The sequence below is a fragment of the Streptomyces sp. NPDC027185 genome (assembly GCF_055567035.1).
On sequence record NZ_JBVHRF010000007.1, the window covers coordinates 129,737 to 156,561 of the forward strand.

Consider the following 26,825-nt stretch of genomic DNA (forward strand, 5'->3'; position numbering starts at 1 on the left):
CCCGCGCCGCTCGCTCCGGCCGCCCGTAACGGGCCGGTGCCGGAGGAGCGGAGCGGGGAGCGGGCGCCTTCGGGGACGCGCGGCGGCGTCATCTCTCAGTGACCGCCATCGCCCGGCTCCTTCTTCGGGGTGCCCTTCTCGATGCCCTTCTCGGCCGCCTCCAGGACGTCCCACGCCTTGGCGAGCGCCTCGCTGTCGTGCTCGGCCGCCTCGAAGAGCCGCATGACGTCGTCGCCGTCCTGGCCGGTCTTGGCCGTGACGTCGCTCATCAGCTGCACGACCTTCCGCAGCACCTCGGTCGCCGGGGTGGCGATCTTCGTGTACTGGTCGTGGACCTCGTCGTTGGTCCCGGCGCCCTTCTCGTTGAGCGCCGCGATCTGGTCGATGTCGTGGCCCAGGGCGTCGACCTGCGCGGCCAGCTGCGGGTACTGGGTGAAGATGCGCCGGAGGTCGCTGGTGGTCCTGATCTCACTCATGGGTTTCGTTCCTCGGTGGTGTCGGTTCGGGACGGGACGGTCGCGGGTCTCCGTCCCGCCCGCCCCGCCGGGCCGCTCCGCGGGCCCCGTCGCGGCGCGTTCATGTGCCGCTCCCGGTCGGGCAGTTCGCGGACGTGCCGGCCGCCGCGGGCACCACGCCGCCCTTGGCGAGCTTGGCCGGGTCCAGGCTCGGCCCGGTGGGCAGCAGCTGCACCAGCGTGCCGGGGACGGTGACCGGCCGGGCGTTGTCGTAGCCGAGCTGCTTGGCCGCCGCCGGGGGCAGCGGGTAGACCGTGCCGGAGTCCGTGACGAGGTAGTCGGAGGCGCCCGCGCCGCCCGAGGACAGCGCGCGGACGAGGGCGCCGCTGCCGGGCCGCACCCAGACCCGGTCCGACGGCAGGCAGCCCGCCTGGACGCCGGGCTGGTCGTTGGGGGCGCCGGCCGGGACGTCCGTCGCGTCGAGGACGGCGATACCGGTCACCGGGCCCTTGGTGCCGTCGCCGGGGGTGACCTTGGCGCAGACGTCCTGCGTACGGCCGGCCGCCACCAGGCGCGGCGCAGTGGCGGGCAGGCCCTGGGCGAGCGCGTTGCCCACACCGGAGGACGCCTGGTGCGCCTGGATGTCGGCCGGTCCGATCCCGCGCACCTCGACGGTGGCGCCGCCGTACGCCTCCTTCTGCGTACGGGTGTCACCGCGCAGCAGGTCGAAGAGGAGCGGGGTCAGCGGTACGAGGCCTTCCTCCCGCAGCAGGTAGTGCTGGCCGGAGCCGGAGAAGAGCTGGCCGATGCGGCTGGGCGCGCCGGCCAGTTCGGGGCCGTCGGAGCCGCGGCCCGGCACCGGGGGCGACGCGACGTCGGTGCCCGCGGTCAGGGTGTTGAGGAAGTCGTCCTTGACCGGCAGGGGGTCCTTGTCGGCCCAGCCGAGGGCGGTGTGCGCGCCGTGCTCGGTGTCGAGGCGGTGGCGCATACCGTGCCAGAGCAGCTGGACACCGCCCGAGGGCGAGGTGACGAGGGTGCCGGTGGCGTCGTCGAGGGAGCGCCCGGCCTCCTCACTGCCGACCGCGACGCTCAGCAGCGTCCGCTTCTTGCCGTACGCGTCGGTGACGCGCCCGGAACACGTCAGCCAGGCGCCGTTGTCCAGGGCGTCGGGCGCGGGCACCGCGTCGGGCGCGCCGACGATGCCGACGGGGGCGCCGTGCGGGGTGCCGCCGAGGGAGGCGGCACTGACGTGCTGCACCGTCATCCGGGTACCGGCGATGAGCTTGGCCGACGCCTCGTTGAGCACCGGGTGCAGGGCGCCGTTCGCGTAGAGGTAGCGGCTGGTGGAGTCGTCGACGAGGACGAGGGTGCCCGGTTTCTTCCACGAGGTGGCGCCGCCCGGGGAGAGAAACCCGTAGAGGGTGACGCCGATGGCGGCGAGCACGGCGACGATGGTGCCGCCGATCAGACCGCGCTTGGTGCGGGCGCTGGGCGCGTCCGGGGCGTCAGGTTCGACGCGGAGCATCCCCGCCGACAGCCGGCTCATCACGAACAGGTGGGCCTGGACCTGGTCCCGCCTGGATTGCATGTCATTCCCCTTCCTCGGCTTCCGCGGCCGCGTGGTGCGGCCGGCGGTCGCCGGCGCGGCCGGATCAGCCCTTGATGGCGCGCAGTTGCTGGTAGATGCCGGCGACGAGGATCGTCAGCGGGACGAGGACGACGGCGGTCAGGGTGTGCAGAACGTCGCCGATACGGCCCCAGTACGGCACCAGGCGGCGGCCCGGCACCGTCCAGGCGGCGACGGCGGAGACGGCGCCCGCGGCGAGCAGGGCGGCGGCCAGCGTGAGCCGCGCGGGGAGGGCGAAGCCGACCGCGGTGAGGGTGGCGGCCAGGGCGAGTCCGTAGACGCCGGGGACCGCCATCGCCAGCCGCTGCCAGAGGCTGCCGAAGTGCCGGGAGTGCAGCAGCAACAGCACGCTCAGCACACAGGCGCAGGCGCGGGGCGGCCAGCCGTCCGCGGCGGGGGCGGTGAGCAGGGCGGTCAGGCAGGCGACGGAGACCAGGCCCAGCGCCGCGTAGAGACCGGTCATGTAGCTGTCGGCGAGGACCGCGCGGGAGTTGACCTGCTCGGCGGGGTGCGGGGCGATGCCCTCCTGGAGCTGGTCGGCGTTGGAGGGCAGCACCGGCAGCCGCAGCCCCGACAGCCGGAACCCGAGGCTGGGCACCAGCCCACCGCAGACGAGCACGCAGAGCACGGCGATACCGGCGGCGTGCGCGAGCGGCAGTCCGGCGACGGCCCCGGCGCCGCCGACGGCGACGAAGAGGTCGAGCGTCAGCGCGCCGAGGAAGAGCGGGGCGTACGCCGCGACCGCCGACAGGGCGAGGACGGCGGCGCCGGCCCCGGCCGCACCGGCCGCCAGCAGCCGGGCGCCCAGCAGGACTTCGGGCTCCCCGCCGGACGGCACCAGGGCCCCGGCGAGCGCCATGTAGGGGACCGCCATGGTGCCGAGCACCGCGCCCGCGGGGGCGTCGCCCACCGCGCGGGAGGCGGCACCGGCGCAGACGATGAGCAGCAGCGCCAGCCCCGCCCCGACGACGGCGCGCAGCACGCCCGAGCCCGGCAGCGCGAGGATGATCAGGCCGACGGCGAGCGCGGTCACGGTGAAGCCGAGGAGCAGCCGGCGGGTGAGTTCGGGGCGCCAGGAGTCGGGGCGCTTGCGGAGCGCCTCGCCCACACCGTCGACGAGGTCGTCATAGGCGACCTCGGGCAGCGTTTCGTTACGGGGGCGGAGGTAGAGGGTCTCGCCGTCGCGCAGTTCCAGGCTGCGCGGGGTGCCCTCGTCGTCCAGCGGCGGCCCGCCCAGCCGCTGGACGGCCCAGCCGCCCTGCTCCAGGCCTTTCTCGTGGAGATCGTCACCCGCGTAGTCGACGAGCACCGGCAGCAGGTCGGCGACGGGCACATCGACGGGCACGCCGATGTCGAAGGCCCTTTCTGGGGATCGGACGGTGAGTCGGCACAGGCCGACTGTGGTGTCGCTCACGGCGGCTCGCTCTCTTCGCCCGGAAAACCCTCCGGGCCGACGCGGATTATCGGAAAGACTAGCGTGACGGGTTATCGATCAAGTGACTACGGAGGGTACTCCCGAGGGGTGTACGGGAATTCCCGAGGCCCCCGCGCACCGTACGGAAAAACCCCCCGTACGGCGAACCATGAGCAAAGGTGCATACGCGAAGAGAATTGCACTGAAGCGGGATGGGAGAGGCCGCCACCATCCGGCATCACAGCTGCTGGACAGGGCCATGACGGAAGAACCTTCCCCGGGCCCCCGCCTCGCCCTCGGGACGGAAATGGATTGACGCGTTCGCTGAAGCACACGCGCTCCCTTTTTGCCGCCCTCTCCCACTCGCGCCCGGAACGAAATGGGACGCCTTTCCGGCACAGCAGGAGAAAGCAGGGAGGAAACACCGTCGCGCACCACCCCCAGATGGAGGGTTTGGGGTGGCGAATTACCGGCGCGGAGCGGCGGGAAATAGCGGGAGGAAGGAGTGGGAGAACGAGGGAAGAGCCCCGCCCCCGCGGAAAGTGGCGCGGGGGCGGGGCGGGCCGGGGACGGTCCGGACGTCCGGGCCATGACGGTCAGGCGCCGGACGAGGCCGGACCCGCGTCGGCGGTGGCGTCCGGTGTGGCGGCGGACAGCCTGCCGGGACGCCAGCCGCGCCGCTGTCCGCGCGGGACGACGGCGGCGGCACCGCCCAGCAGCACGATCAGCCCGGCCGAGACCCCGGCGATCGTCCAGGCGCGGTACTCGGCGTCGTGCGACGGCGGATCGGGCAGCCGCAGCGCCGTGGCGGGATCCGCGGCGGCGTCCCGGCGCGAGGCGAGGTTGGCGGCGACCGCCGCACCCGGGTCCACCGTGCCCGCTCCGACGAAGGGGGCCGCGCCCTGGTAGTGGTACGCCGTCCGCTGGAGTCGGGCCAGGACCTGCGGTGCCGTCAGGTCCGGCCGGTAGGAACGGACCAGCGCCGCCGCACCCGCCACGACCGCCGAGGCGTAGTCGGCGCCGCTGCCCGTGAAGTGCCCGTCCCCGCGCGGACCGACGCTCACCACGTTGTCGCCGGGGGCCGCCAGATCCGGGGCGGTACGCGGCGGTTGCTGCTGGTCGGGCAGGCCCTCGGGCGGCGCGAGGGACGCCACCGCCACCACGCCGGGCAGCTGCGCGGGGTAGGCGGCGGGCGCCGCCTTGCCGCTGTCGAGCTGCTGGACACCGTAGGCCGGGGCGATGATCAGCACGTCCTCGGCGCGGGCCGCCTTCACCGCCGCGGTCAGCTTCGCGCTCCCGGTGGCGAGCGCCACCGGCACGTCGATGACCTTCGCACCGCCCGCGACGGCGGCGTCGATCCCGGCGGCGAGCCGGTCCGGGGTCGTGGTGCCGTTGTCCGCGGTCGCCCGGACGGACAGGATGTGGGTGCTGGGAGCGATCCCGGCGAAGCCCGCGTCGTCCGGTTGCGCGGCGGCGATCAGCCCGGCGACGAAGGTGCCGTGCCCGACGCAGTCCTTGCCCGCCGAGCCGCCCCCGGCGACGTCCGGACCGGCCTTGACCCGCCCCTCCAGGGCGGGTGTGCCGTGGGCGTCGACGCCGGTGTCGACGACGGCGACGGTCGCGCCGTCGCCCTCGGTCAGATCCCAGGCCAGTTCGGGCCGGAGCACGTTCTGCGCCCACGGGCGCCCCGAGATCTTCTTGGCGGAAGGCTTGGTGCAGGACTTGCCCTCCACCCCCCGGGGGATGGGCGGCAGCGAGATGTCGCCCGGACCGTCCGCCGACGCCGGACCGGCTCCCATGGCCAGCAACCCGAAGGCGGCGAGGAGCGTCAGCGCCCGGCGCCCGCCCCCGGGCCGGGGGCGGCGGCCCCCGCGGGCGGTGAACCGGGCAGTGCTCTCGCGGCAGTTGTCCACCAGCGGTGTTCCCTCACGTCGTCGTCACCCGCGGCCGCCCGCCCCTGAGCGGGGCGCGGCCGTGACCGTGGGCGGGAGGCGGTCCCCGGCTGCCACGGACCCCTCATTCACCCAGGTCCGGGCAGCCGCCACCACCTACAAGTGGGGGGTATGCGGCGGTGTTTTCCGGCCGCGGTGTCCGGTGCCCGCCCGTGAGGACGGCGGGCACCGGGGCGGCGCGGCCGCTCAGAGGTTGGCGCTCGCCAGGTCCTCCGGCAGCAGCCGGCGCAGCTCGTCCAGGCCGGCGTCCGGCATCCGGCTCAGGCGGCTCGCCTGGCGGGTGACCATCGCCTCCATGACCTTGCGGGCGTAGCGGGCGTTGCCGAAGTCGTCGCCGCGCTCGATGGCGGCGAAGTGGTGCCGCAGCGCGTCCACCGTCTCCGGCACGCACTCGTAGCCGTCGCGGGCGCAGGTGCTCTGCACGATCGAGAGGAGTTCGTCGGTGGTGTAGTCCTCGAAGTGGACGGTGCGCGAGAAACGGGACGCCAGGCCCGGGTTGGAGGCGAGGAAGCGCTCCATCTCGCCGGAGTACCCGGCGGCCACCACCGCGACATCCCCGCGGTGGTCCTCCATCAGCTTGACGAGGGTGTCCACCGCCTCCTGCCCGAAGTCGTTGCCGGAGCCGCCCTCGGGGGTGAGGGTGTACGCCTCGTCGATGAAGAGGACGCCGCCGCGGGCGCGGGTGAAGACGTCGCGGGTCAGCTGCGCGGTGTGGCCGACGTACCGTCCGACGAGGTCGGCGCGGGCCACCTCCACGAGCTGGCCGCGCGGCAGCACACCGAGGGAGCCGAGGAGTTCGCCGTAGAGCCGGGCGACGGTGGTCTTTCCCGTGCCGGGCGGCCCGGCGAAGATCAGGTGGTGGCCGACGGAGGTGGCGGGCAGCCCGGCCGCCTGCCGCCTGCGGGCCGTGCCGAGGAGGTTGACCAGGTCCTCGACCTCGTTCTTGACCGCTTCCAGACCGGTCATGGCGCGCAGCCGGCCCAGGACCTCGTCCAGCGCCTCGTTGTCGTGCCGGGCGGTGCCCGCGCCGACCGCGGCGGCCGCCTGCTCACCGACGTCGGACGGGACGAAGGCGGTCAGATCGTCCTGGGAGACCTCGGCCATCTCCGCCAGCCGGAACGCCTGCCGGTCCACCATCTCCTCGAAGACCTTGCGGGCGGCGCGCGCGTTGCCGAACGACTCGTCCTTCGGCATCCGCTCGAAGTGCACCGCGAGCGCCTTCTCCGTCTCCTCGGCGAGGGTGAAGCGGTGCGCCTCGCACTGGTTGCGGACGATGGTGACCAGTTCGGGGACGGTGTAGTTCTCGAACTCGATGGTGCGGCTGAAGCGCGAGCCCAGTCCCGGGTTGGAGTCGAGGAAGTTGCTCATCTGCGCGGTGTAGCCGGCGGCGATGACCACGACGTCGTCGCGGTGGTCCTCCATCAGCTTGACGAGGGTGTCGACGGCCTCCTGACCGAAGTTGGCGCCGCCGCCCTCCTGCGCGGTGAGGGTGTACGCCTCGTCGATGAAGAGGACGCCGCCCAGGGCCTTCTCGAAGACCTCGGTGGTCTTCAGCGCCGTACCGCCGACGATCTTGGCGACCAGGTCGGCGCGGGAGACCTCCACGATGTGGCCGGAGCGGAGCACACCGAGCGAGGCGAGGATCGAGCCGTAGAGCCGGGCGACGGTGGTCTTTCCGGTGCCGGGCGGGCCCGCGAAGACGACATGGCGGGAGTTGTTCGGCACCGGCAGTCCGGCCTCGCGGCGGCGGCGCGCCAGCCGGTTGAGGTTGACGAGCATGTTGACCTGCTCCTTCACCCCCTGGAGGCCGACGAGTCCGTCGAGCTTGGCCAGCGGCCCGCGGGCGTCGACGCCGCCGCCCGCACCCGCGGCGGCCGCGGCCTCGCCCCAGATGTCCGGGTCGGCGTTGTCGCTGCTGGTCAGCGACTCGACGCTGGTCTTTCCCTCGGGTGAGGTCTGGCGGACACCCGCGCCGCCGTTGCCGGTGGCGGTGCAGCCGGTCACCCGGAACCGCTCCTCGCTCTCGACGCGGGCGCCGTCCCCGGCGTTGTCGGTGAGACGGCAGCCGTTGAGCGCGCCGCGCGCCTTGTCCCCGACGCGTACGCCGTTGGCCTTGGCGCCGTGCACCCAGGTGCGGACGGCGGTCAGTTCGGCCTCCTCCTCCAGCAGCACACCGTCCGCCCCGGCGGCGGCGATCTCGCAGTCCAGGAGCGTGGCGGCGGCCCGCGGCCCGACGAGGACGCCGCTGTTGCGCGCGCCGCGCACGGTGGTGGCCTGGAGGGTCGGCCGGGCGCCCTCGGCGAGGACGACGCCGCACCGGCCCGCGCCGGTCAGCTCGCCGTCCTCGATCTGCGCGCGGCCGGTGGAGCGGATCTCCAGCGCGTGGCCCTCCGGGTCGGTGACGTTCACCCGGCGCAGCACCGGTGCGGCCTGTCCGCCGACGAGGACGCCGGTGCCCTTCGCGGCGACGATCTCGGCGCGGTCCACGCGGGCCGCGCCGTCCCCGGCGAGCAGCAGGCTCTCCGCCGCGCAGCCGCGCAGCGTGAGGCCGGTCAGCGTGGGTGCGGCGGACTCCTCGGCCACCACACCGGAGCCCGCCGCCTCCTCGACGGTGCAGTCGGTGAAGGTGCCGCGGGCGTGCCCGGTGACGACGATGCCGTGGCCGTCGCTGCGCTCGACCCGCAGTCCGCGGACGACGGGGTCGGTGTCACCGCCGAGCGTCATCCCGTGGCTGGAGGTCTGGCTGACCGTGCACTCCTCCACCGTGACCTGGGAGGTGGTGGACAGGTGCAGACCGATGACGGTGTCCCGTACCAGACAGCGGGCGATCCGGGTGGCGCTGTCCTCCTCCAGCGCGACGGCCGGTTTGCCGGTGGTGGTCAGGGTGCAGTCCTCGACGGTGCCGCGGGCCCGCCCGTTGGCGAGGACGCCGTTGCCGCGGGCGTCGCGCACGGTGCAGCCGCGGACGACGGGGTCGGCGTCCTCGCCGATCACCACGCCGGAGCTGCCGAGGCGTTCGAGGAGGCAGTTCTCGATGACGCTGGTGGCGCGGGAGATGTCGACGATGCCGGCGCCCGCCTGGTTGACGACGCGGCAGTCCCGCATCGCCAGGGAGCCCTCCTCGCGGGAGAGCAGCGCCGTCCAGGACGCGCCGGTGATCTCGCAGTCGTCCAGCGCCGCCTGACCGCGCGGTACGTCGACGACCGGGAGTTCGGTGTCGTCGCTGCGCAGCCGCAGTCCGGAGAGTTTGACGGCCTCGGCCAGCACCTGGACGGCGCTGCCCTTGCGGGGCGCGATGTCGACGACCGCGCCCGCCTCGTCCGCCACCAGCGTGACCATCTTGGTCACCACGAGATTCTCCTCGTAACGCCCGGCCCGCACGCTGATGACGGCGCCGCTGCGGGCTGCCTGGATGGCTTCTGCGATGGTGCGGTGTCCGTCGACCCCGTCCGGGTCCACGATCAGCAGGTGGCGGGCCAACGCCGCTCCCCCTTCGTCTGGGTCGGGTCGGCGACCGTACCGGTCGTGCACCGGAGCGGGTCGGCTCCCTGATTCGGTGTGGTGTGTTCGGGCCGCCCGCGCCCGGGGCCCGGCCCCGGGCGACCGGAGGACGCGTCGGCGGATGGCGGCGGAAAGCTTTGCGGCGGCGCCGCCGGACCACCGCTTCGGCACGGCGTACCGCGAGGGCGCGGCCGACGGCCGGTGCCGTTCGTCGTTCGCGGACGGGACCGTGGCGGCGGGCCCGCCCCGTCCCCGGCGCGCCGGGCTCGTCCCGACGGCCTGAGCAGCGGACACAAGGGGTGCGCCGCGCCGCTGCCGCCGCGAAGTGTACGCGTAAATGCCTTACGGCGGACGGGCGGTGGGCACGGTACGCAGGGGGTTGCCCCGTTCCGTCCCGTCATGCGTCCCGTCATGCGTCCCGGGATGCGGGACGCTCCCCGGGCGACGGGACGGCGGTGTCGCGGGGCGCGGGCAGGGTGACGCGGGCGACGGTGCCGGGAGCCGGACCGCCGCTCTCGATGGCGAGTTCGCCGCCCATTCCGTCGACGAGTCCCTTGGTGACGTGCAGGCCGAGGCCCGAGCCCGGGTTCTTGCCGCGTTCGGCGCCGAGCCGGTCGAAGGGGACGAACAGCCGGTGCTGGAGGTGGCGGGGGATGCCGGGCCCGTCGTCGGTGACCACCAGGGAGAGCCGGTCGCCGTCGGCGGGGGCGGTGCCCAGGGTGACTCGGCCGCCGGGGCTGTTGTACTTGATGGCGTTGGTGGCGAGGTTCAGCAGCACCTGCCGCAGCCGCCGTTCGTCGCCGATGACGGCCACCGCGTCCGCGGGCAGTTCGGTCTCGAACGTCACCGCCGCCTCATCCGCCGCGTTGGCCAGCAGTCCGTGCACATCGGTCAGGAGCTCGCCGACGGGCACCGGCTCGGCGCGCAGCCGCAGGGCGCGCGCCTCGATCGCGGCGACATCGCTGAGGTCGTCGACGAGGTCCACCAGGTGGCCCGCGGCCGAACGCATCCGGTCCAGCGCCTCCCGGCTGCGCTCCGGGCCCAGGGCGCCGGAGCGCAGCATCTCGCCGAAGCCGACCACGGCGTGCAGGGGAGTGCGGATCTCGTGCCCTAGCGCGGTCATGAACTGCGACTTGGTGCGGCTGTTCTCCTCCGCGTGGCGCTGGGCGATCTCCGCCTCGGCGCGCGCCCGCCGCTCCTCCTCGGCGGCCTTGCGGTCGGTCTCGTCGACGAGGTTGACGCACCACGAGACGATGTTGCCGTAGGCGTCGCGGACACCGGAGTACGTGGTCGAGGTGACGATCGGCACGTCGTCGGGGCGGCGGAAGCGGAGTTCGAAGCGGTGCCGGTCGTCGGTCTCGGCGGCGACGCCGTGCAGCAGACCGGCCCGGTCCTCCTCCTCCACCAGATCCTGGAAGTAGCGTCCGACCAGGTCGGACGCCTCCCGCCGCAGGAGTGCGCACAGGGCGCGGTTGACCCGTGTCACGCGCCCGTCGAGGCCGAGCAGCGCCATGCCGGCGGCGTTGTCGTCGAAGGCGCGGCGGAAGCGTTCCTCGCTCTGTGCCAGGCTGCCGAAGAGCCGGTCGTGGTCGATGGCGACGGCGGCGAGGTGGGTGAACCGCTCGACGAGGAGGCGCTCGTACTCGGTGGGGGTGTGCGGCACCTCGTGGTAGACCGCGAACGTGCCGAGCACCTGACCGTCCTTGCCCGGTATGGGCGTCGACCAGCAGGCCCGCACCCCGGCCACCGCGGCGGCGGGCCGGAAGTCGTCCCAGAGAGCGCTGCGGTGGATGTCGGGCACCACCACGGGCACGGCGGTGTACGCGGCGGTGCCGCACGAGCCCGCGCAGGGGCCGGTGTCCATACCGTCGATCATCTCGATGTACTGCTGCGGCATGCTGGGGGCCGCGCCGTGGTGCAGCCGCCCGGAACGCTCGTCGAGGAGCAGCACCGAGCACATCGTGCCCGGCAGCAGGTCCTCCAGGGCGCTGGTGACGGCGTCGAGGACAGGCCGCAGCGGTGCGCCCTCCGCCATCATCTCCAGTACCTGGGCGTGGTGGACGAGCAACTGCGGCATGGACTCGGTGTCCGGGCCCGCATCGGGGGATGCACGCCGATCGAATTCGCGCAACATGACACCTTCTGGGTTTTTCAGGGCTCGAAGCGGTAGCCGACTCCGCGGACCGTGCGCAGCCAGTGCGGGCGGTCCGGGTCGCGTTCCAGTTTCCGTCGCAGCCGGTGGACGTGCTGGGTCACGGTGGCCGGCTCCTGCCAGTCGCTGGAGGACCGCCAGACGTGTTCGAGGAGCTGGTCGCGGGTGTAGACGTGGCGGGGCGAGGCCGCGAGGAAGGCCAGCAGGTCGAACTCGCGGGCGGTCAGCTCCACGGCGTCACCGCGCACCGTGACCGTCCGGGTCGCCCGGTCGATGACCAGGCCCTTGCGGGGGTTCGGTGGCTCGGGAGCGGGCTCCGGCGCGGGGGCGGGCGCCGCGGGCGCGGTCTCGGAGCGGCGGCTGCGGCGCAGCACCGAACGGACCCGCGCGGCGAGCTCCGCCGGGGAGAAGGGTTTGACGACGTAGTCGTCGGCGCCGAGGTCGAGGCCGATGATGCGGTCGGTCTCACCGGACCGGCCGGAGACGACGATCACCGGGAGATCGGCGGAGCGGCGCCGGATGTGGGTGAGGACGTCGAGGCCCGCGACGAGCGGGAGGGTGAGGTCGAGGAGGACGACATCGGGGTGACTTTCGGCCACGGCGTCGAGCGCGGCCTGTCCGTCGGCCGCCGTCAGCACCTCGAAGCCCTCGGACTCCAGCTGCCATCTGGCCAGCGTCCGGACATCCTCGTCATCGTCCACCACCAGGACGAGAGCATGTGTGTCACTGCTCGGCAAAGCGCCTCCCCGCATCGATCGAACCGCACTGCGCGGGGTGTCGATGATCTCATTGTTCACCCCTTCGCGTCACCACGCGATCACCTTGAGCAAGCAGTTAAGCAATATTTGATGAACCGTTGCGGTCCAAGTGAGGTGACCGCACAAGAGTCACTGGCGTGAGTACGAGAACCGCGGACACCGTCGCAGCCGCACTGGCCCAGGGAGCCGCCCGTCACGGCGCCGAGCCCTTCCTCGTCGCCGAGACACCGGAGGGCGGCCAACGCGTCGTCAGCTGGGCCGAGATGGACGCACGGGCGACCCGGACGGCGCGGCTGCTGCGCTCGCTCGGACTGCGGACCGGTGACCGGTTCAACGTGCACACGGGCAACTGCCCGGAGTTCTACGACCTGTGGTTCGGCGCGGCCCGGCTGGGCGCCGTACTCGTCCCGAGTGATCCGTTGCACACCCCGGACGAGCTGGGATATCTGCTCGCCCGCTCCCGCTGTCACGTCACCGTCGTCCAGGCCGCGTTGCGGGAGACCGCGGCGCGCGCCTGCCTCCAGGCACCGGACTGCCGGCATCTGCTGGTCATCGGCGGGCACGGCGCCGACGCGTTCCACACGGCGCGCGACGCGCAGTCGGACGCGCCGTGGGACACCGGGCGGGACGGCACCGGCCCCGGGCCGCACGACCTCCTCGGGGTGCTGCACGCCGCGGCGGGGTCCGGCCCCGCCGAGGAGGTACCGCTCAGCCACGCCGCGTACCTGGGCGCCGGGCGCAACATCGCCGGCCGGCTGCGGATGCGGCCCGACGACCGCCAGCTGATCGTGCTGCCGCTCTTCCGCGGCAACTCCCAGCAGTACGCGTCGATGTCGGCGCTGGTCAGCGGCGGTTCCATCGCACTCACGCCGGGCTTCACCGCCGAGCGGTGGGCCGGTCAGGCGGCGGCGCTGCGGGCGACGCTCGCCGGGCTGCTGCCCGCGCCGCTGTGCATGCTGCTCGCGCGGGAGGAGAGCGTCTGGGACACCGCGCACGGTCTGCGGGCGGTGATCGCCACGCAGAAGGTGTCCGAGGAGCGGATCACCCTGTTCGAGAAGCGGTTCCAGGTCTCCCTGCTCCAGCTGTACGGGATGCAGGAGACCGTCGCCCCGGTGCTGGCGTCCGCGCAGGCCAGACGCCGTAAACGGGAGCGCGGGGCCCTCACCAGGCGGGCGCCGGGAGGCGGTGCCGGTCCGGACGGGCGGCCGGGCAACTGGTTAGGGCCCCTCGCTCCCCCGCCTCCCCGGGCGGCCCCCGTGCGGGGCCGGCCGCCCGGCCGCGGAGAGCCCCGGAGCCCCGGTCCGAAGGCGTACGGGCGGCCCCCGCTCGCTCGCCCCGAGGCGGACCGGGTGCCGGGCAGATCATGTGAGATCCGGTCGGCGGACTTCCGCGCCGACCTGCTGTCGTCCCTGAGAGCCGCCGGCTTCCGGCGGCCGGTGAATGAGTGCGCTGAGGCGGAGTGACATGGTCAACGTTGTGGGAATCGGCGGCGGCATCGGCGCATCGCGCCTGTGGCTCACCCTGAACGAAGCACTGGACGAGGCGGCGCCGGGCCCGTCTCCCCTGACCCTGGTGGTCAACACCGGGGACGACCTCTGGGCGCACGGCGTGCGGGTCTGCCCCGACCTCGACACCACGCTGTACGCGCTCAGCGGCCGCCAGGACACCGAGCGCGGCTGGGGCACCAAGGGCGAGACCTGGCGGTGCATGGAAACCCTGCGTGAGCTGGGCAACGACGTGTGGTTCAACCTCGGCGACACCGATCTCGCCACCCACCTGCTGCGCACCTCGTGGCTGCGCGACGGGGTGGGCCTGGCCGAGGTGACGCGCCGGCTCGCCGACGCCATGGGGCTGCGCTGCCGGGTCCTGCCCGCCACCGAACAGCCCGTCGGCACCCAGTTGCTGTGCACCGACGGCGAGCGCCGCAGCTACCAGGAGTTCCTGGTGCGGGACGCCGCCGCGCCCCGGGTGCACGAGGTGACGTACGCGGGTATCTCCGCGGCCCGCCCGGCGCCCGGTGTGCTTCAGGCGCTGGAGAGCGCCGACCTCGTCGTGCTGGGCCCGAGCAACCCGGTGGCGAGCCTGGGCCCGGTCCTGGCGGTGCCGGGGATACGCGAGGCGCTGCGGGACGTGCGCTGCCCGGTGGTGGCGGTCACCCCGACCGTCAGCCGGGTGCCGTTCGAGGATCCCGGTGAAGCGCGACGGGCGGACAGCAGGCAACGCCTCATGGAGTCCCGGGGCGTGGCCGCCACCGCCACCGGCGCGGCGGAGCTGATCCGCGACCTGTGCGACGTCTTCGTCCTGGACCCCGCCGACGCGCAGGAGGCGGACGCGATCCGGGCGCTCGGGCCGGAGGTGCGGATCACCCCGACCCTGGCGCACGGCGGCCGGGTCCCCCGGTCCCTCGCCGATGCCGTGCTCGACACGGTGAACGGCGTCCGCCCGGCCCGTGGCGCAGCGATCGGAGGGGTGCGGCGATGACGCTCGTCAGCCCGGAGAACCCGGCGGCCGCACGGCGGCAGATCCCGGACGGACGGCCGCGCGGTGAGCGGGAGCGGACCGTGCCCGCGACTCCGCCGCGCCCCCGGGTGCGGGCCGCCGGTGAACTCCAGGTCGGCCTGAAGGGCGGCGGCACCGCGACCGGCACGTCGTTCACCTTCAGCGGCCTGTCGTACGGCGGTGAGCACGTCGCGCTCGGCTTCGGTACGTCCCCGGCGGCCGGCGGGCGGGCCCCGCTGGTGGGGGTGCACAGCGAATGCCTCAGCGGTCAGGTGCTGGGCGCGCTGCACTGTGATTGCGCGGCCCGCCTCCAGCAGACCATCCGGTCCGTGCACGACGCCGGGGGTGTGCTGCTCTACCTGCGGCAGACCGGCCGCGGCTTCGGTGCCGTCGGCGCCCTCGACAGCTGCGCCCGCCGCCAGTCGTCGGTGGCGTCCCCGCAGTACCGCGCGGAGCGGGAGAGCGGCAGCCGGATCGTCGCCGAGATGCTGACCGCCCTCGGCCTCACCCGCGTCGCGCTGCTGACCTGCCACCCGGACTGGGCGGCGCCGGTCACCCGGTACGGCATCACCGTCGAGCGGGTCAGCGCCGCCACGGTCGCCGCTCCCTCCGCCGCCCCGGCCCCGGCCCGGCAGCCGGCCGCGGCGGCCGCCGGGGACGGTGTCGTCACCCCTCGCGAACACGAGGTGCTGCGCCGGGTCGCGCTCGGCCAGAGCAATCCGGAGATCGCGACCGCCATGTTCATCTCCCGCAACACCGTCAAGAGCTATCTGCAGAACGTGCTCCAGAAGCTGAACGCGCGTAACCGCGTGGAGGCCATCGCCCGCGCCCGTGACCTGGGAATCCCGCTGTGAACGCCTCCGTACCCGCCTTAGGGCACGTCCGCACCGCCACACCCGCCGGCCCGAGGGGGCCGGGGGGACACGCACCGGTACGGAACACCTCCCCGCCCTCCCCCACCCGGAGCGTCGGCGCCATCGGCAGGGCGCCCGCCGCCATGACGTTCAGGAAGAAACGTGAAGGAATACCCCGGCTTTCCGCAACGACCGAATGAGCAGCGATGAACGGCCAGGCTGTCTTCTCCGACCTCCAGGAGCGCACGGAGGATCTCACCGTCCTCCAGCAGCTGCTGACGGACGACCGGCTGGGCCCGGCACGGTTCGCCTTCCTCTCGGGGCCCACCGGCTGCGGTAAATCGGAGCTGCTGCGCACCTTCGCCCGCCAGGTCACCCAGGGCGGCGGCAGCTACCTCGGCGCGACGGCGTCGCGAACCGAGCACCTGGTGCCGTTCGGCGTATGGGCCCAGCTCTTCCGCGGCGCGGCCGCCCTCATGTCCGACGGCGGCTCCCCCTCCCCGGGCCGTCTGCTGGACACCGCGCAGCTCCACACCGCGGCGGGCACCGCCCCGGCCGACGGCTCCCTCCCCCTGTCGGCGCAGGTCGTCAACACCCTCTGCCTGCCGCTGCTGGACGCCGTCGAGCGGCTGCCCGGCCCGGTCGTGCTCGGTATCGACGACTTCCAGCACGCGGACGCGGTGTCGTTGCAGTGCCTGGCCGCGGTCGTCCGGCGGCTCGGGACGAAGCCGGTGCTGATCGTCCTGGGCGAGGCCCCCGACCTGCCCGCCGCGCAGGCCGTCCTCCAGGCGGAACTGCCCCTGGAGCCGCACTCCCGCCGGCTGCGGCTGCGCCCGCTGTCCCGGCCCGCCGTCCGCGATCTGCTGACCGCGCAGCTGGGCGCGGCGGCCGCCGAACACCTCGGCGACGCCTGCTACGACATCACGGCGGGCAACCCGCTCCAGGTCCACGGGCTCATCGCCGACAACCGGCACACGGACCCCGCGGCCGGGGCCCCGGCCGTCGACTCCGGCTACACCGCGGCCGTCCTGTCGTGCCTGCACCGCTGCGGTGATGAAGCGCAGACGCTGGCCCGGTACGTCGCCCTGCTCGACGACCCGGCGAGCACCCGGCTGCTGACCCAGCTCACCGGCGTCGACACCACCACGCTGATGCGGACGGTCAACACCCTCAACAACGCGGGTGTCCTGTCGGGCAGCCGCTTCCGGCACCCGAAGGCACGCGCCGCGGTGCTCGACAACACGGCGCCGGCGGTACGGGCCGCGCTGCGCGGCCGGGTCGCGGAGGTGCTGTACCGCAGCGGCGCGGCGCCCGTCACCATCGCCCGTCAGCTGCTGGCCGCCTCGCCCGTACCGGACGGCGACTGGACGGCGGAGATCCTCGACGAGGCGGCCCGCACGGCGCTGCGCGGCGGCGAACCGGATCTGGCCCACGACTGCCTGGTACGCGCCCGGGAGCTGGAGCCGTCCGACGAGAAGCTGCGGGCCTCCATCACGGCGACGCTGTTCGACATCGAGTGGCGGACCGACCCGTGCGCCGCCGTCCGCGGCCTCCCGGCGCTGGCACCCGCCCCCGGTGACCCGGCGGGTACGGCCGAGGGCGCCCCCGCCACCGTCCCGCTCTGGCTGGGCGACGTGGAGTCGGCCGTCGCCGGACTCCAGCGGATCAACGCCGCGCCGGAGGTGTACGCACCGGGTGCGGCGGCCCACGTCCAGGCGTCGCTGCAGTGGCTGCGGCTGGGCTACCCGACCGCGACGGGCCGGTGGGAGCCGGTCGACGTACCGGAGGGCACGGCCCCCGCGACGCCCTTCAGCGATCCGCTGAGCCCGGAGGTCCAGGGCGCGGTACTGCTGAGCCGGCTCAGTGGTACCGGCCCCGACACCGCCCTCGCCGACGAGGCCGAACGGCTGCTGTGCCGCTACCGGCTGACCGAACGCAGCTTCCCGGTCCTGCTCTCCGCGCTGATCACGCTGCTCTACTCGGACCGGCTGGAGGCCGCCGACGCCGCCTGCCGCCGGTTGGCCTCCGAGGCACCGCTGATCCCGGCGCAGAACTGGCAGGCGCTCTTCACCGCCGTACGCGCCGAACTCGCCCTGCGGCGCGGCGCGCTGGCGGAGGCCATCCAGCTGGCGCACACCGCGCTGTCGGCGACCTCGCAGGACAGCTGGGGCGTGGGCATCGGGATGCCGCTGGGCACCCTGATCACGGCGGGGGTCGCGTCGGGGCAGCTGGAGATCGCGCGGCGGGCGCTGCGGGTCCCGGTGCCGGACACGCTCTTCGAGACGCCGATCGGGCTGCACTACCTGTGCGCCCGCGGCCGGTACCAGCTCGCGGCGGGGCAGCCGCAGGCGGCGCTGGACGAGTTCTCCTCCATCGGCGCGCTGATGGAGGAGTGGGAGATGGACGTACCGGCGCTGGTGCCGTGGCGCAGCGAGGCCGCCTGGGCGTGCCTGGCCCTCGGCGACCGGGCGCGCGCCCGCACCCTGGCGCAGACGCAGCTGGAGCGGTGCACCCCGCTCCAGATCCGCCCGCGCGGCGCCGCCCTGCGGGTGCTCGCCGCCTGCGCTCCGCAGGAGGAGCGGGCCGCCCTGCTGGAGGAGGCCGCGGCGGCGTTCGCGGAGTGCGGGGCGCTGCGCGACCGGGCGGCCGTACTGAAGCAACTGAACGGAATCGGGCAGCGCACAAAGCTGCGGACGTCGGGAGAGAGGTACACGGTGATGGAGCGTCAGGGAGCCGGAACGGACGAGTCGGCGGAGGCGGCGGCGCGCGGCCGGTCCGCGACGCCGCCCGCACAGCACGGCGGCGGGCGCCCGGGGCAGACCGTGCCCCAGCCCCGGAGCGCCGCCGACGCCGCGCGCGCCGGGCGGCAGCAGCCGTTCGCACCGGCCGCGCGGCCGGCCCACGCCGGCCGGCCGGACGGGGAGTGCCGGCTGCGGGCGAGCCTGAGCGACGCGGAGCGCCGGGTGGCCGAGCTCGCGGCCCGCGGCCACAGCAACCGGCAGATCGCGGCCCGGCTGTACATCACCGTCAGCACCGTCGAGCAGCATCTGACCCGGGTCTACCGCAAGCTCCACGTCAAGCGCCGCACCGACCTCACGGCGATGCTGCGCCCCCGTCCCGCCTCCCTCGCCCACGCGGCGAACGGCGCCGCGCCGCAGGGGCAGGACTCCGCCGCCCGGTGAGCGGCGGCCCGCGGGTGCCGCACGGCGAGTGGTGTCACCGCTCGCGGCGGCCCGGGGCGCCACCGGCCGTTCGGCAGCCCGGCGCCGTACGCGGTGCGTCCCGGCGGTGGTTCTGGAGGAGCACACCGCCCGTTCCCGGGCCCGTGCCGAACCCCTAAGGGGCCCCTGAAAAAGAATTCATGGCACCTCGCCCGCATGGCTTCCGGGTACACCGGAAATCATTCGTCCGCGACACACAGCGGCATGACGAGCTTCCGGTCCCCTCACCCGTTCCGACCGAGCGGCGGAGGAAAGGAAAAGCGGGCGACGGCCAATTCCCGTACACCGAACAGCGGGTGAACACTTCCGCCTCCTCTCGCTTTCCCCGGGCCGGATCGGCACCATGCGTTCCGTCCGGGTTCCGCACACCCGATCCGGTCACCCATGCCGGAATTCCGGAGCACGACATATCGCGGACCGCACACCACCACGACGCGGTATTTGACGAACAAGCAGGAAAGAGAGCCGGATGAACATCGCAGTGATAGGCGGCGGTCCGGCCGCCGTACTCCTCCTGGACGCCCTCGCCCAGGCCGTGGAGTTGCTGCCCGCGGGGGAGGTCACGGTCTTCGACTGCGGACGCCACCTCTGGCGCGGCCGGGCCTACCAGCGCGACACCGACGAGGTGCTGGTCAACCACGTCCCCCAGGACATGTCGGTACGCATCGGCGACCCGGACCACTTCCCCCGCTGGCTGAACGCCCACGGCAACACCGGCGACTCGGACACCGCCGACGGCTGGTACCCCTCCCGCACCCTCGCCGGTGACTACTTCGCGGACTCCGCCCGGGAGGCCATCGCCCGCCTCACCGCACACGGCCGCCGCGTCCGCATCGTCGAGGACCAGGTCACCGGCGTGGAACTCACCGGCGACACCACCTGTCTGCGCACCCGCTCCGGTGGCCGCCACACCGCCGACCGCGTCGTGCTGACCCCCGGCGGCGGCACCCCGCCCGACGCCTACGGTCTCGCCGCGGCGCCGCACTACATCGCGGACCCGTACCCCCTGTCAAAGACCCTGACCACACTGGACCCCACCGCGCACGTCGCCGTGGTCGGCAGCGGTCTGACCGGCGTCGATGTGGCCCTCGCCCTCCGGGCGCGCGACCACCGGGGTCCCGTCACCTTCCTCTCCCGCTCCGGTGCGCTGCCCGCCGTCCGCCAGCGCCGCACCCGCCTCACGCTCACCCACCTCACCCCCGAGAAGGCCGACGAGCGCGCCGCGGGCGGCACCCTGACGCTGACCGACATCGTCGAACTGGCCCGCGCCGAACTCGGCCTGACGACGGAGGAATTCGAGGATTTCGGCCGGCAGCTCACGCTCGCCGCCTCCCCGCTCACCGATCTCAAGAGCCAGCTGGACGCGGCGGATTCCCCCGACACCCGGCTGCGGACACTGCAATTCGCCGCCCGCGCGGTCGGCCAGGACCTGTGGTATCTCCTCGACGACGAGGGAAAGGCCGCCCTGCTGGCGTCGCACCAGCGGCTGCTGCTTTCCCGATGTTGTCCGATGCCGCCCGCCAATGCCCGTAAACTCCTCGCCATGCACGAGAGCGGCCATCTCCGCATCCGCGACCGCCTCGTCGATATCACTCCGCTCTCCGACGGCACTTTCTCCGTCGAAACCGCTGACGACTCCTTCACCGTCGACGCCGTCATCAACGCGATGAACACTCCGGTGAAGCGCACCTCGGGCGCGGCCCGGGAAATCACCGACGCCCTGGTGTCCGCGGGCGTCGCCGAGCCCCACCCGTTCGGCGGTCTGCGCATCGAACGCCACAGCAGCAGGCTGCAGCGCGACGGCCGAGCCGACCCCCGCTTCTTCGCCTTCGGCGACATCACCAGCGGCGCCGTCTTTTTCACCTTCGGCATCCCGGTCATGCAGCTCCAGGTCGAGCGGATCCTCGCCGCCCTCGTCGACGAGTGCCGCACGGCCGCCCCCCGCGGCTGACCTCCCCACGCCCCACCCCGGACGGTTTCCCACCACCTCATCCGGCGCATCCCCCCGGTGACCGGTGAACGTCCGCAGCGCACAGATCGGACAAAGATGTACGACACACCTAGTTCCCACCCGGGCGGCGAGCAGGTCCTCGCGGAAGCCGTCGCCGCCTACCAGGAACGCTTCGGCCCGCGCCTGCTCGCCGCCTACGCCCTGGGCAGCCTCGCCCACGGCGGCTTCAGCGAGCCGGTCAGCGACGTCGACCTCGGACTCGTCCTGGCCGACCCGCACACCCCCGCGGACGCGGCGGAGGTGGACGCGGTCACCGGCACCGTCAAGAAGGGCGGCTCCGTGCTGCACGAGCGGCTGTCGGTCTTCTGGGGCACGCCGTCGACCCTGTCCGGCGAGAGCGACGGCGGCCGCTTCCCGCCCTACGACCGCCTCGACCTCCTCGAACACGGCCGCCTCCTGACCGGCACCGAGTCCCGCCAGGGCATCAGCCGCCCCGGAGCGGACGAACTCCTCGCCATCGGCGCCGAGTTGGCCCTCGCCTTCCTCGCCGGCCGCGCGTACGACCCGGCGACCACCGCCACCGGCCTCGGCCCGATGCCCGCCGCCGACCGCACGGCCCTGGCGGAGATCCGCGACCCCCGCCTCCTCCTCGACCACGGCCCGCGGCGCCTGACCAAGGTCGTCCTCTTCCCCGTCCGCTTCCTCTACACCGCCGCCACCGGCCTGGTCGGCACGAACCGGGGCGCCGCCGAACACCACGCCGCCGACCCCCAGGCCCCCGGCGCCGCCCTCGTCACCGCCGCCCTCACCTGGCGCGACACGCCCCCCGAGGACCCCGCGGCGGCCCTCGCCCTCCTGGAGAGGGAACTGCTCCCGCTCTACCTGCACTACGTCGACGACCACGTGGCGCGCCTGACCGCCGCCGGCCGCCCCGACCTCGCCGACGGCTTCCGCGAATGGCGCGGCCAGCTCCTGAGCTGAGCGCGGCCGCGGTCCGGCCGGCACCACGGCCGGACCGCGGCCCCCGGGACATACGGAAAGAGCCCGCCGATCCAGGTTTCCCCGGATCGGCGGGCTCTTTCCGACAACTGTCGGGACGACAGGATTTGAACCTGCGACCCCTTGACCCCCAGTCAAGTGCGCTACCAAGCTGCGCCACGTCCCGATCGCTCGCCCTGCCGGTTCCCCGGCTGACCGCGCACGAGAACAATACCGCATGTCAGAGGGTGCCTGTTGCCGGATTCCGGACGGCACCGCGCCCCGCCCGGCGACCGCCGGACCGGGCCGCGTCCGGGCCCGGCGGTCCGCGGCGCCCCCGGGCACTCAGACCCGGGCGTCGAGCCAGGCCAGCAGGTCGCGCTGGACCTCGTCGCGGTTGGTCTCGTTGAGGACCTCGTGCCGGGCCTTTGGGTACGCGCGCCAGGTCAGGTCCTGGACACCGTGGTAGCGGTAGTCCTCCAGCATCTCGCTGACCTGCGTCAACCGCTGGTTGCAGGGGTCCTCGGCGCCGACGACGAGGTGTACCGGCAGATCGCGGGGCATCCGGGCGAGGTGCGCCGGATCGTTGATCTTGCGGACCGCGCGGACCCAGTCCAGGCAGAGCCCGGCGCAGAACGGGAAGCCGCAGTCCTCGTCGGCCACGTACCGGTCGACCTCGGCGGTGTCGCGGGAGAGCCATTCGAAGCCGGTGCGGTGCGGGAAGGCGTCGTTGAAGGCGCCGAAGGCGCGGGGGATGAAGGCGGACGGGGCGGTGCGCCCCCGCTCGGCGACCTCCGCCTCCAACTCCTCGATGATGGAGCCGAGTTCCATACCGGGCAGGGTGCGGAACGTGCCGGAGAGGATCAGTCCGGCGAGGTCGGCGCCGTACTCCTGGGCGTAGTCGCGGGCGAGCATCGAGCCCAGGCTGTGACCGAGCAGGACCAGCGGGACGCCGGGGTGCGCGGCGGCGGCGTGATCGCCGAGGCGCTTGAGGTCGGTGACCGTCGCCCGCCAGGCGTCCTCCCCCACCACACCCCGGCCGCCGGTCGACGCGGCGGTGGCGCCGTGGCCGCGGTGGTCGGAGGCGAGGACGCCGAAACCGCGGGCGGTCAGGAAGCGGGCGAACCGGTCGTAGCGCCGGGCGTGCTCCGCCGCACCGTGCGCGATCTGGACCAGGGCCCGGGGCTGCCCGGCCTCCGGCAGCCAGGTGTACGCGGCGATCCGGGCGCCGTCGGGGGCGACGTGGAACTCCGGTTGGGGGACCTGCATGGGGCATCGTCTCCTGACTGCGGGGCGGGCCGCCCGGACGGCGGCGGGTCCGGCGGGGCGCCCGCACCGGACCGCACCGGATCCCGGCCACCGGACCGGCGCCCCGCCGCACGCCACTCTCCCTCCCGGGCGGCGCCCCGCCAAGAGCCCCGCCCCGGCGCGTGTTCCGGGGTGTTCGGGGCACCGCGCCGCAAGCGGGGCACCGCGGGCGGCCCGGGGTCAGAAGGTGTCGCTCAGCCCGTCCTCGCGGCGGTGGATCCGGGTGACCAGACCGGCCGCCGCCTCCTTGATCGCCTCCAGCCCCGGACGGCCCCACGGCCGCGGTTCGAGATCCACCACACAGACCGTGCCGAGCGCCAGGCCCGTGCGATCGATCAGCGGGGCGCCGAGGTAGGCGCGGACCCCGGCACCGTCGACGACCGGGTTCCCGGCGAACCGCGGGAAGTCACGGACGTCCTCCAGGGCCAGGGCCTTGCGGCGGACGACGACGTGCGGGCAGTAGCCGTGGTCGCGGGCGATCACCCGCAGATCGCCGCCGAGGGCGCGCGGGGCGCCCGGCACCCGGCCGCGCGGCGGCGTGTACAGCCCGGCGAGGTACTGCCGTTGCTCGCCGAGGAGGTTCACCACGCCGTACGGCGCCTTCAGCGCGCGGGCGACCTCGCGGGCGTACGCGTCGAAGGCGGGCACCGGGGCGTCGCCGAGGCCCAGCTCCCGCAGCCGGGCCGCGCGCGCCGTCGCCTCGGTGTCCACCGGCGTGCGCAGCAGATGCCGGTTCGGGTCGTACGCGGCGGACCGGCTCACGGCAGCTCCCAGGCAGCGGCGGCGGGGACGGGGGCGAGCAGATGCTGCACGAGGGCGACCAGGACGTGGGTGGCCGAGGTGCAGCGCCGGGCGTCGCAGACCACGACGGGCACGTCCGGGCCGAGGTCGACGGCGGTCCGTACCTCCTCGGGGGCGTAGTGGTGGGAGCCGTCGAACTCGTTGACGGCGACGATGAAGGGGATGTCGCGGCGTTCGAAGAAGTCGACGGCGGCGAAGCAGTGGTCCAGGCGCCGGGTGTCGGCGAGGACCACAGCGCCGAGCGCGCCGTGCGACAGCTCGTCCCACATGAACCAGAAGCGTTCCTGCCCGGGGGTGCCGAAGAGGTAGAGGATGTGCGACCGGTCGAGGGTGATCCGGCCGAAGTCCATGGCGACGGTGGTGGTGTCCTTGTCCTCGACGCCGAGCAGATCGTCGTGGCCGACGCTGATCTGGGTGAGCAGCTCCTCGGTGGAGAGCGGTTCGATCTCGCTGACCGCTCCGACGAAGGTGGTCTTACCGACTCCGAAGCCGCCCGCGACCAGGACTTTCACGGCGGTCGGAAAGACGGCCCCGTCATCCGGCGGGGTCAGGGGATCACAGTCGGGTGCGCAGTCCATGCAGCACCGCCTCCAGAAGTGCTCGGTCGGTCCGGGGTGCGCCGTCCGCGGGCGCGGGGGCGTGGGCGGTGAGCGCACCGCAGTCGACGAGGTCGGCGAGGAGCACCTTGGTGACCACGACGGGCAGCCGCAGATGGCCGGCGACCTCGGCGACGGAGACCGGCGCCCGGCACAGCGCGAGCGCCCGGGTGTGCTCCGGCCCCTGCTCGTCGGCCCGCCGCCCGGTCGCCCTGACCAGCGTCAGGAGGTCGAACGGGGCGGTGGGCCGGGTCCGCCCGTTGCTGACGGTGTACGGGCGGACCAGACGGCCCGCCGCGTCGTCGTACCACGCGGGCTCCCGGCCGCCGTCCCGGCTGCGGTGGCACAGCGCCATCGTCAGCGTCCACCCGCCGGCATCTGCCGCCGCGCGGGCGTGATCAGGTACGGGCGGACGCTCTTGACCAGCATCCCCATCTCGTAGCCGAGGACCGCCACGTCGGCCTCGCGGCCGGCGAGGACGGCCAGGCAGGTGCCCGAGCCGGCGGTGGAGACGAAGAGGAAGGTGGACTCCAGCTCGACGACGACCTGGAGGACGTCGTCGCCCTCACCGAAGCGGGCCCCGGCGCTGCGGGCCAGGGAGTAGAGGCCGCAGGAGAGGGCCGCGAGGTGGTCGGCGCTGTCGGGGTCGAAGCCGTGGGCGGCCTTGACCAGGCCGTCGGAGGACAGCAGGAGCGCGCTGCGGGCGTGCGGGACGCGCTGGACGAGGCCGGTCAGCAGCCAGGAGAGGTCGGGCTGCGGGCCGGTGTGCAGCGGGGGGTGCGCCGGGGTGTGGGTCGGTGTGCGCAGATCACTCACCATGATGGGGCTCGTCTCCTCGGGGGCGGGCCGTCGGGGCCTCGGGGTCGGTGGGGCGGGGTTCGGTGGTGTCCGGCCCGTCGAAGGCCGGGCTCAGGGTGGGGCGGAAGGCGTCGCCCCCGGCCGAGTGCCCGGCCTCGAAGGCGTCGTCGGAGAGGCTGATGCCGCGCCGGAACGCGGCCATCAGGCCCGGGTCGTGCTCCGGTTCGGGTCCGGCGCGGTCGGCGGTGGACCGCAGGATCGGTTCACCGCGCAATTCGGGCACCAGGTGTTCCTGGCGCCGGCGGCGCGGCAGGGACGGCCGGGGCCCGGCGGCCCGCACCTCGGACGGCGCGCCGGCGGCGCCTTCCGGCGGGGCCGCGCCGGCCGTGGGCCGCGCACCGTCGCCGCCGGCCGGGACGTCCTGTGGTGATGCGGCCGGGCCCGGCACGCCCGTGCGCAGGGCCGCTCCCGGTGCGGGGAGCGGTCCACGTGCCGCCGGGATGTCCGGGAAGTTTGTCGCCGGTCCGGACGGCGGGTCCGGCGTGGCGTACGGCCGCTCCGGGGCGCCGTACCCGCGGTCGGGGCCGGGAGCGCGGTCGGGTCCCGGCGTACGGTCCGGTCCGGTCCCGGCGGGGGGTTCGCCGGTGGGCGGGGAGGGCGTGTGGCCGTCGCGGGCGCCGGGGACGGCGCCGTCGAGCGCCCCGGCGTCCTGGCACTCCGGTCCGAGGAGGTCGCGCGGGAGGACCAGAACGGCCTGCACCCCGCCGTAGATGTTGCTCTCCAGACGGACCGCGATGCCGTGGCGGCGGGCGAGCGAGGAGACGACGAACAGGCCGATCCGGCCGTCGGCCAGCAGTTCCTCCATGTCGACGTGGTCGGGGTCGGCGAGCAGTCCGTTCATCCGGGTCCGCTCGTCCGGTGTCATGCCCAGGCCGCGGTCCTCGACCTCGACGGCGAGTCCGGCGGTGACGAGCTGGGCGCGCAGCAGGACGTGGGTCTGCGGGTCGGAGTAGACGGAGGCGTTCTCGACGAGTTCGGCGAGCAGGTGGATGACGTCGGCGACGGCGTGGCCGCGCAGTGTGCCCTCGATCTGCGGGACGAGCTTGATCCGCGGGTACTGCTCGACCTCCGCGATGGCCGAGCGCAGTACCTCCGTCATGGCGACCGGGCGGCTCCACTGGCGGCGGGAGATCGCGCCGCCGAGGACGGCGAGGTTCTCCGCGTGCCGGCGGGTGCGGGTGGCGAGGTGGTCGACGTGGAAGAGGCCCTTGAGCAGGTCCGGGTCCTCGACCTGGTTCTCCAGGTCGTCCAGCAGCTCGATCTCGCGGTGCACCAGGGACTGCAGGCGCCGGGCGAGGTTGACGAAGACCTCGACCTTCTGCTCCCCGGCGGCGGCGCTCCGGGTGAGTTCGACGGCCTCGGCGACGGCCGCCGAGGCGGCGTCCCCGGCCGCGGCCATCTCGTGGGCGAGCAGATCGAGGGCGTCGCCGTCGGGCGCCGCCGCCGGTTCGGCCGCGTGGTGTTCGGGGCGCTCCCCCCGGCGTACCCGGTCCACGAGGGCCTGGAGGTCCGCCCGGTCGCGTGCGCAGCGGCGGCGCAGCGCGGTGCAGCGGTCCGCGGTGGCGCGCGCCTCAAAGGTGGCCGCGGCGCCCGCGGCGACCGCGACCCCGCAGAGCAGCACCAGTGCGGCGAGCAGCACCGGCCAGGCGCGGCCGGAGAGGGCGGCGGCGCCGGTCTGGAGGAGGCAGACGACGGCCGCCGCGCAGACCGCGGTGGTGACGGCGCAGGGGACGACGGCGATCCGGACCAGCCTGGCCCGTATCACCGCATCGGTGGCCGAGCCGGGGAAGGCGGCCCGTCCGTGTCGGCCGCCCTCGCGGTCCCGCCGCCGTGCCCCGGTGGGTACGGCGGCGGCCCCCGGGGAAGGCTCGGGTCCGTGGGACCCCGTTTCCTGGGGCGT

Annotated in this window: 19 protein-coding genes and 1 tRNA gene; 6 read left to right on the top strand and 14 right to left on the bottom strand. The window is 74.3% G+C overall.

What is annotated here, in order from left to right; genetic code table 11:
• Window positions 1–95 precede the first annotated feature (95 nt).
• From ACZ4M8_RS23040 to ACZ4M8_RS23070, 7 genes are all read right to left on the bottom strand, one after another.
• Window positions 96–476, bottom strand: coding sequence for a hypothetical protein (locus ACZ4M8_RS23040; protein WP_467610178.1), 381 nt, complete (start codon window positions 474–476; stop codon window positions 96–98).
• 100 nt (window positions 477–576) lie between these two features.
• Window positions 577–2,043, bottom strand: a complete 1,467-nt coding sequence (gene eccB / locus ACZ4M8_RS23045; RefSeq protein ID WP_467610179.1) for a type VII secretion protein EccB — start codon at window positions 2,041–2,043, stop codon at window positions 577–579.
• Between the two features lie 64 nt (window positions 2,044–2,107).
• The gene (eccD, locus tag ACZ4M8_RS23050) at window positions 2,108–3,496 is read right to left on the bottom strand and encodes a type VII secretion integral membrane protein EccD (RefSeq protein WP_467610182.1); all 1,389 of its coding nucleotides are present in this window, start codon (window positions 3,494–3,496) and stop codon (window positions 2,108–2,110) included.
• 596 nt (window positions 3,497–4,092) lie between these two features.
• Window positions 4,093–5,409 carry a S8 family serine peptidase gene (locus ACZ4M8_RS23055; protein WP_467610184.1) on the bottom strand — a complete coding sequence of 439 codons (1,317 nt, stop codon included), beginning with the start codon at window positions 5,407–5,409 and terminating at the stop codon, window positions 4,093–4,095.
• Window positions 5,410–5,634: 225 nt separating this feature from the next.
• Window positions 5,635–8,928 (bottom strand): right-handed parallel beta-helix repeat-containing protein, encoded by a 3,294-nt coding sequence (locus tag ACZ4M8_RS23060; protein WP_467610186.1) that lies wholly within the window; start codon window positions 8,926–8,928, stop codon window positions 5,635–5,637.
• Window positions 8,929–9,358: 430 nt separating this feature from the next.
• On the bottom strand, window positions 9,359–11,026 hold the full coding sequence (locus ACZ4M8_RS23065; protein WP_467610187.1) for an ATP-binding protein: 1,668 nt from the start codon (window positions 11,024–11,026) through the stop codon (window positions 9,359–9,361).
• A 74-nt stretch (window positions 11,027–11,100) separates the two neighbouring features.
• Entirely contained in the window at window positions 11,101–11,838 is a 738-nt protein-coding gene (locus ACZ4M8_RS23070) for a response regulator transcription factor (protein ID WP_467610189.1), read from the bottom strand.
• A 158-nt stretch (window positions 11,839–11,996) separates the two neighbouring features.
• Between ACZ4M8_RS23070 and ACZ4M8_RS23075 the strand changes: the two genes are divergently transcribed.
• From ACZ4M8_RS23075 to ACZ4M8_RS23100, 6 genes are all read left to right on the top strand, one after another.
• Window positions 11,997–13,322, top strand: coding sequence for an AMP-binding protein (locus ACZ4M8_RS23075; RefSeq protein ID WP_467610192.1), 1,326 nt, complete (start codon window positions 11,997–11,999; stop codon window positions 13,320–13,322).
• A gap of 1 nt (window position 13,323) precedes the next feature.
• Window positions 13,324–14,340, top strand: coding sequence for a 2-phospho-L-lactate transferase (gene cofD, locus ACZ4M8_RS23080; RefSeq protein ID WP_467610194.1), 1,017 nt, complete (start codon window positions 13,324–13,326; stop codon window positions 14,338–14,340).
• The gene (locus ACZ4M8_RS23085) at window positions 14,337–15,212 is read left to right on the top strand and encodes a LuxR C-terminal-related transcriptional regulator (RefSeq protein ID WP_467610196.1); all 876 of its coding nucleotides are present in this window, start codon (window positions 14,337–14,339) and stop codon (window positions 15,210–15,212) included. The genes cofD and ACZ4M8_RS23085 overlap by 4 nt, the downstream gene beginning before the upstream one ends.
• 206 nt (window positions 15,213–15,418) lie before the next feature.
• Window positions 15,419–18,394, top strand: a complete 2,976-nt coding sequence (locus ACZ4M8_RS23090) for a helix-turn-helix transcriptional regulator (protein ID WP_467610197.1) — start codon at window positions 15,419–15,421, stop codon at window positions 18,392–18,394.
• 508 nt (window positions 18,395–18,902) lie between these two features.
• Window positions 18,903–20,384: an FAD/NAD(P)-binding protein gene (locus ACZ4M8_RS23095; RefSeq protein WP_467610199.1), complete on the top strand. Its 1,482-nt coding sequence runs from the start codon at window positions 18,903–18,905 to the stop codon at window positions 20,382–20,384.
• A 96-nt stretch (window positions 20,385–20,480) separates the two neighbouring features.
• Window positions 20,481–21,365: a hypothetical protein gene (locus ACZ4M8_RS23100; protein ID WP_467610201.1), complete on the top strand. Its 885-nt coding sequence runs from the start codon at window positions 20,481–20,483 to the stop codon at window positions 21,363–21,365.
• Between the two features lie 110 nt (window positions 21,366–21,475).
• Here ACZ4M8_RS23100 and ACZ4M8_RS23105 read toward each other — a convergent pair.
• The 7 genes from ACZ4M8_RS23105 to ACZ4M8_RS23135 all read right to left on the bottom strand — a co-directional run bounded on the left by ACZ4M8_RS23105 (window position 21,476) and on the right by ACZ4M8_RS23135 (window position 26,690).
• A tRNA-Pro gene (locus ACZ4M8_RS23105) sits at window positions 21,476–21,549 on the bottom strand.
• Between the two features lie 158 nt (window positions 21,550–21,707).
• Window positions 21,708–22,631 carry an alpha/beta fold hydrolase gene (locus ACZ4M8_RS23110; protein ID WP_467610203.1) on the bottom strand — a complete coding sequence of 308 codons (924 nt, stop codon included), beginning with the start codon at window positions 22,629–22,631 and terminating at the stop codon, window positions 21,708–21,710.
• A 219-nt stretch (window positions 22,632–22,850) separates the two neighbouring features.
• Window positions 22,851–23,432, bottom strand: coding sequence for a GAF domain-containing protein (locus tag ACZ4M8_RS23115; RefSeq protein WP_467610205.1), 582 nt, complete (start codon window positions 23,430–23,432; stop codon window positions 22,851–22,853).
• Window positions 23,429–24,049: a GTP-binding protein gene (locus tag ACZ4M8_RS23120; RefSeq protein WP_467610206.1), complete on the bottom strand. Its 621-nt coding sequence runs from the start codon at window positions 24,047–24,049 to the stop codon at window positions 23,429–23,431. Before ACZ4M8_RS23120 ends, ACZ4M8_RS23115 begins: the two co-directional genes overlap by 4 nt.
• Window positions 24,027–24,422 (bottom strand): DUF742 domain-containing protein, encoded by a 396-nt coding sequence (locus tag ACZ4M8_RS23125; RefSeq protein ID WP_467610208.1) that lies wholly within the window; start codon window positions 24,420–24,422, stop codon window positions 24,027–24,029. The genes ACZ4M8_RS23120 and ACZ4M8_RS23125 overlap by 23 nt, the downstream gene beginning before the upstream one ends.
• A 2-nt stretch (window positions 24,423–24,424) precedes the next feature.
• Window positions 24,425–24,886 carry a roadblock/LC7 domain-containing protein gene (locus ACZ4M8_RS23130; protein WP_467610210.1) on the bottom strand — a complete coding sequence of 154 codons (462 nt, stop codon included), beginning with the start codon at window positions 24,884–24,886 and terminating at the stop codon, window positions 24,425–24,427.
• Window positions 24,876–26,690 (bottom strand): sensor histidine kinase, encoded by a 1,815-nt coding sequence (locus tag ACZ4M8_RS23135; protein WP_467610212.1) that lies wholly within the window; start codon window positions 26,688–26,690, stop codon window positions 24,876–24,878. Before ACZ4M8_RS23135 ends, ACZ4M8_RS23130 begins: the two co-directional genes overlap by 11 nt.
• Window positions 26,691–26,825 lie beyond the last annotated feature (135 nt).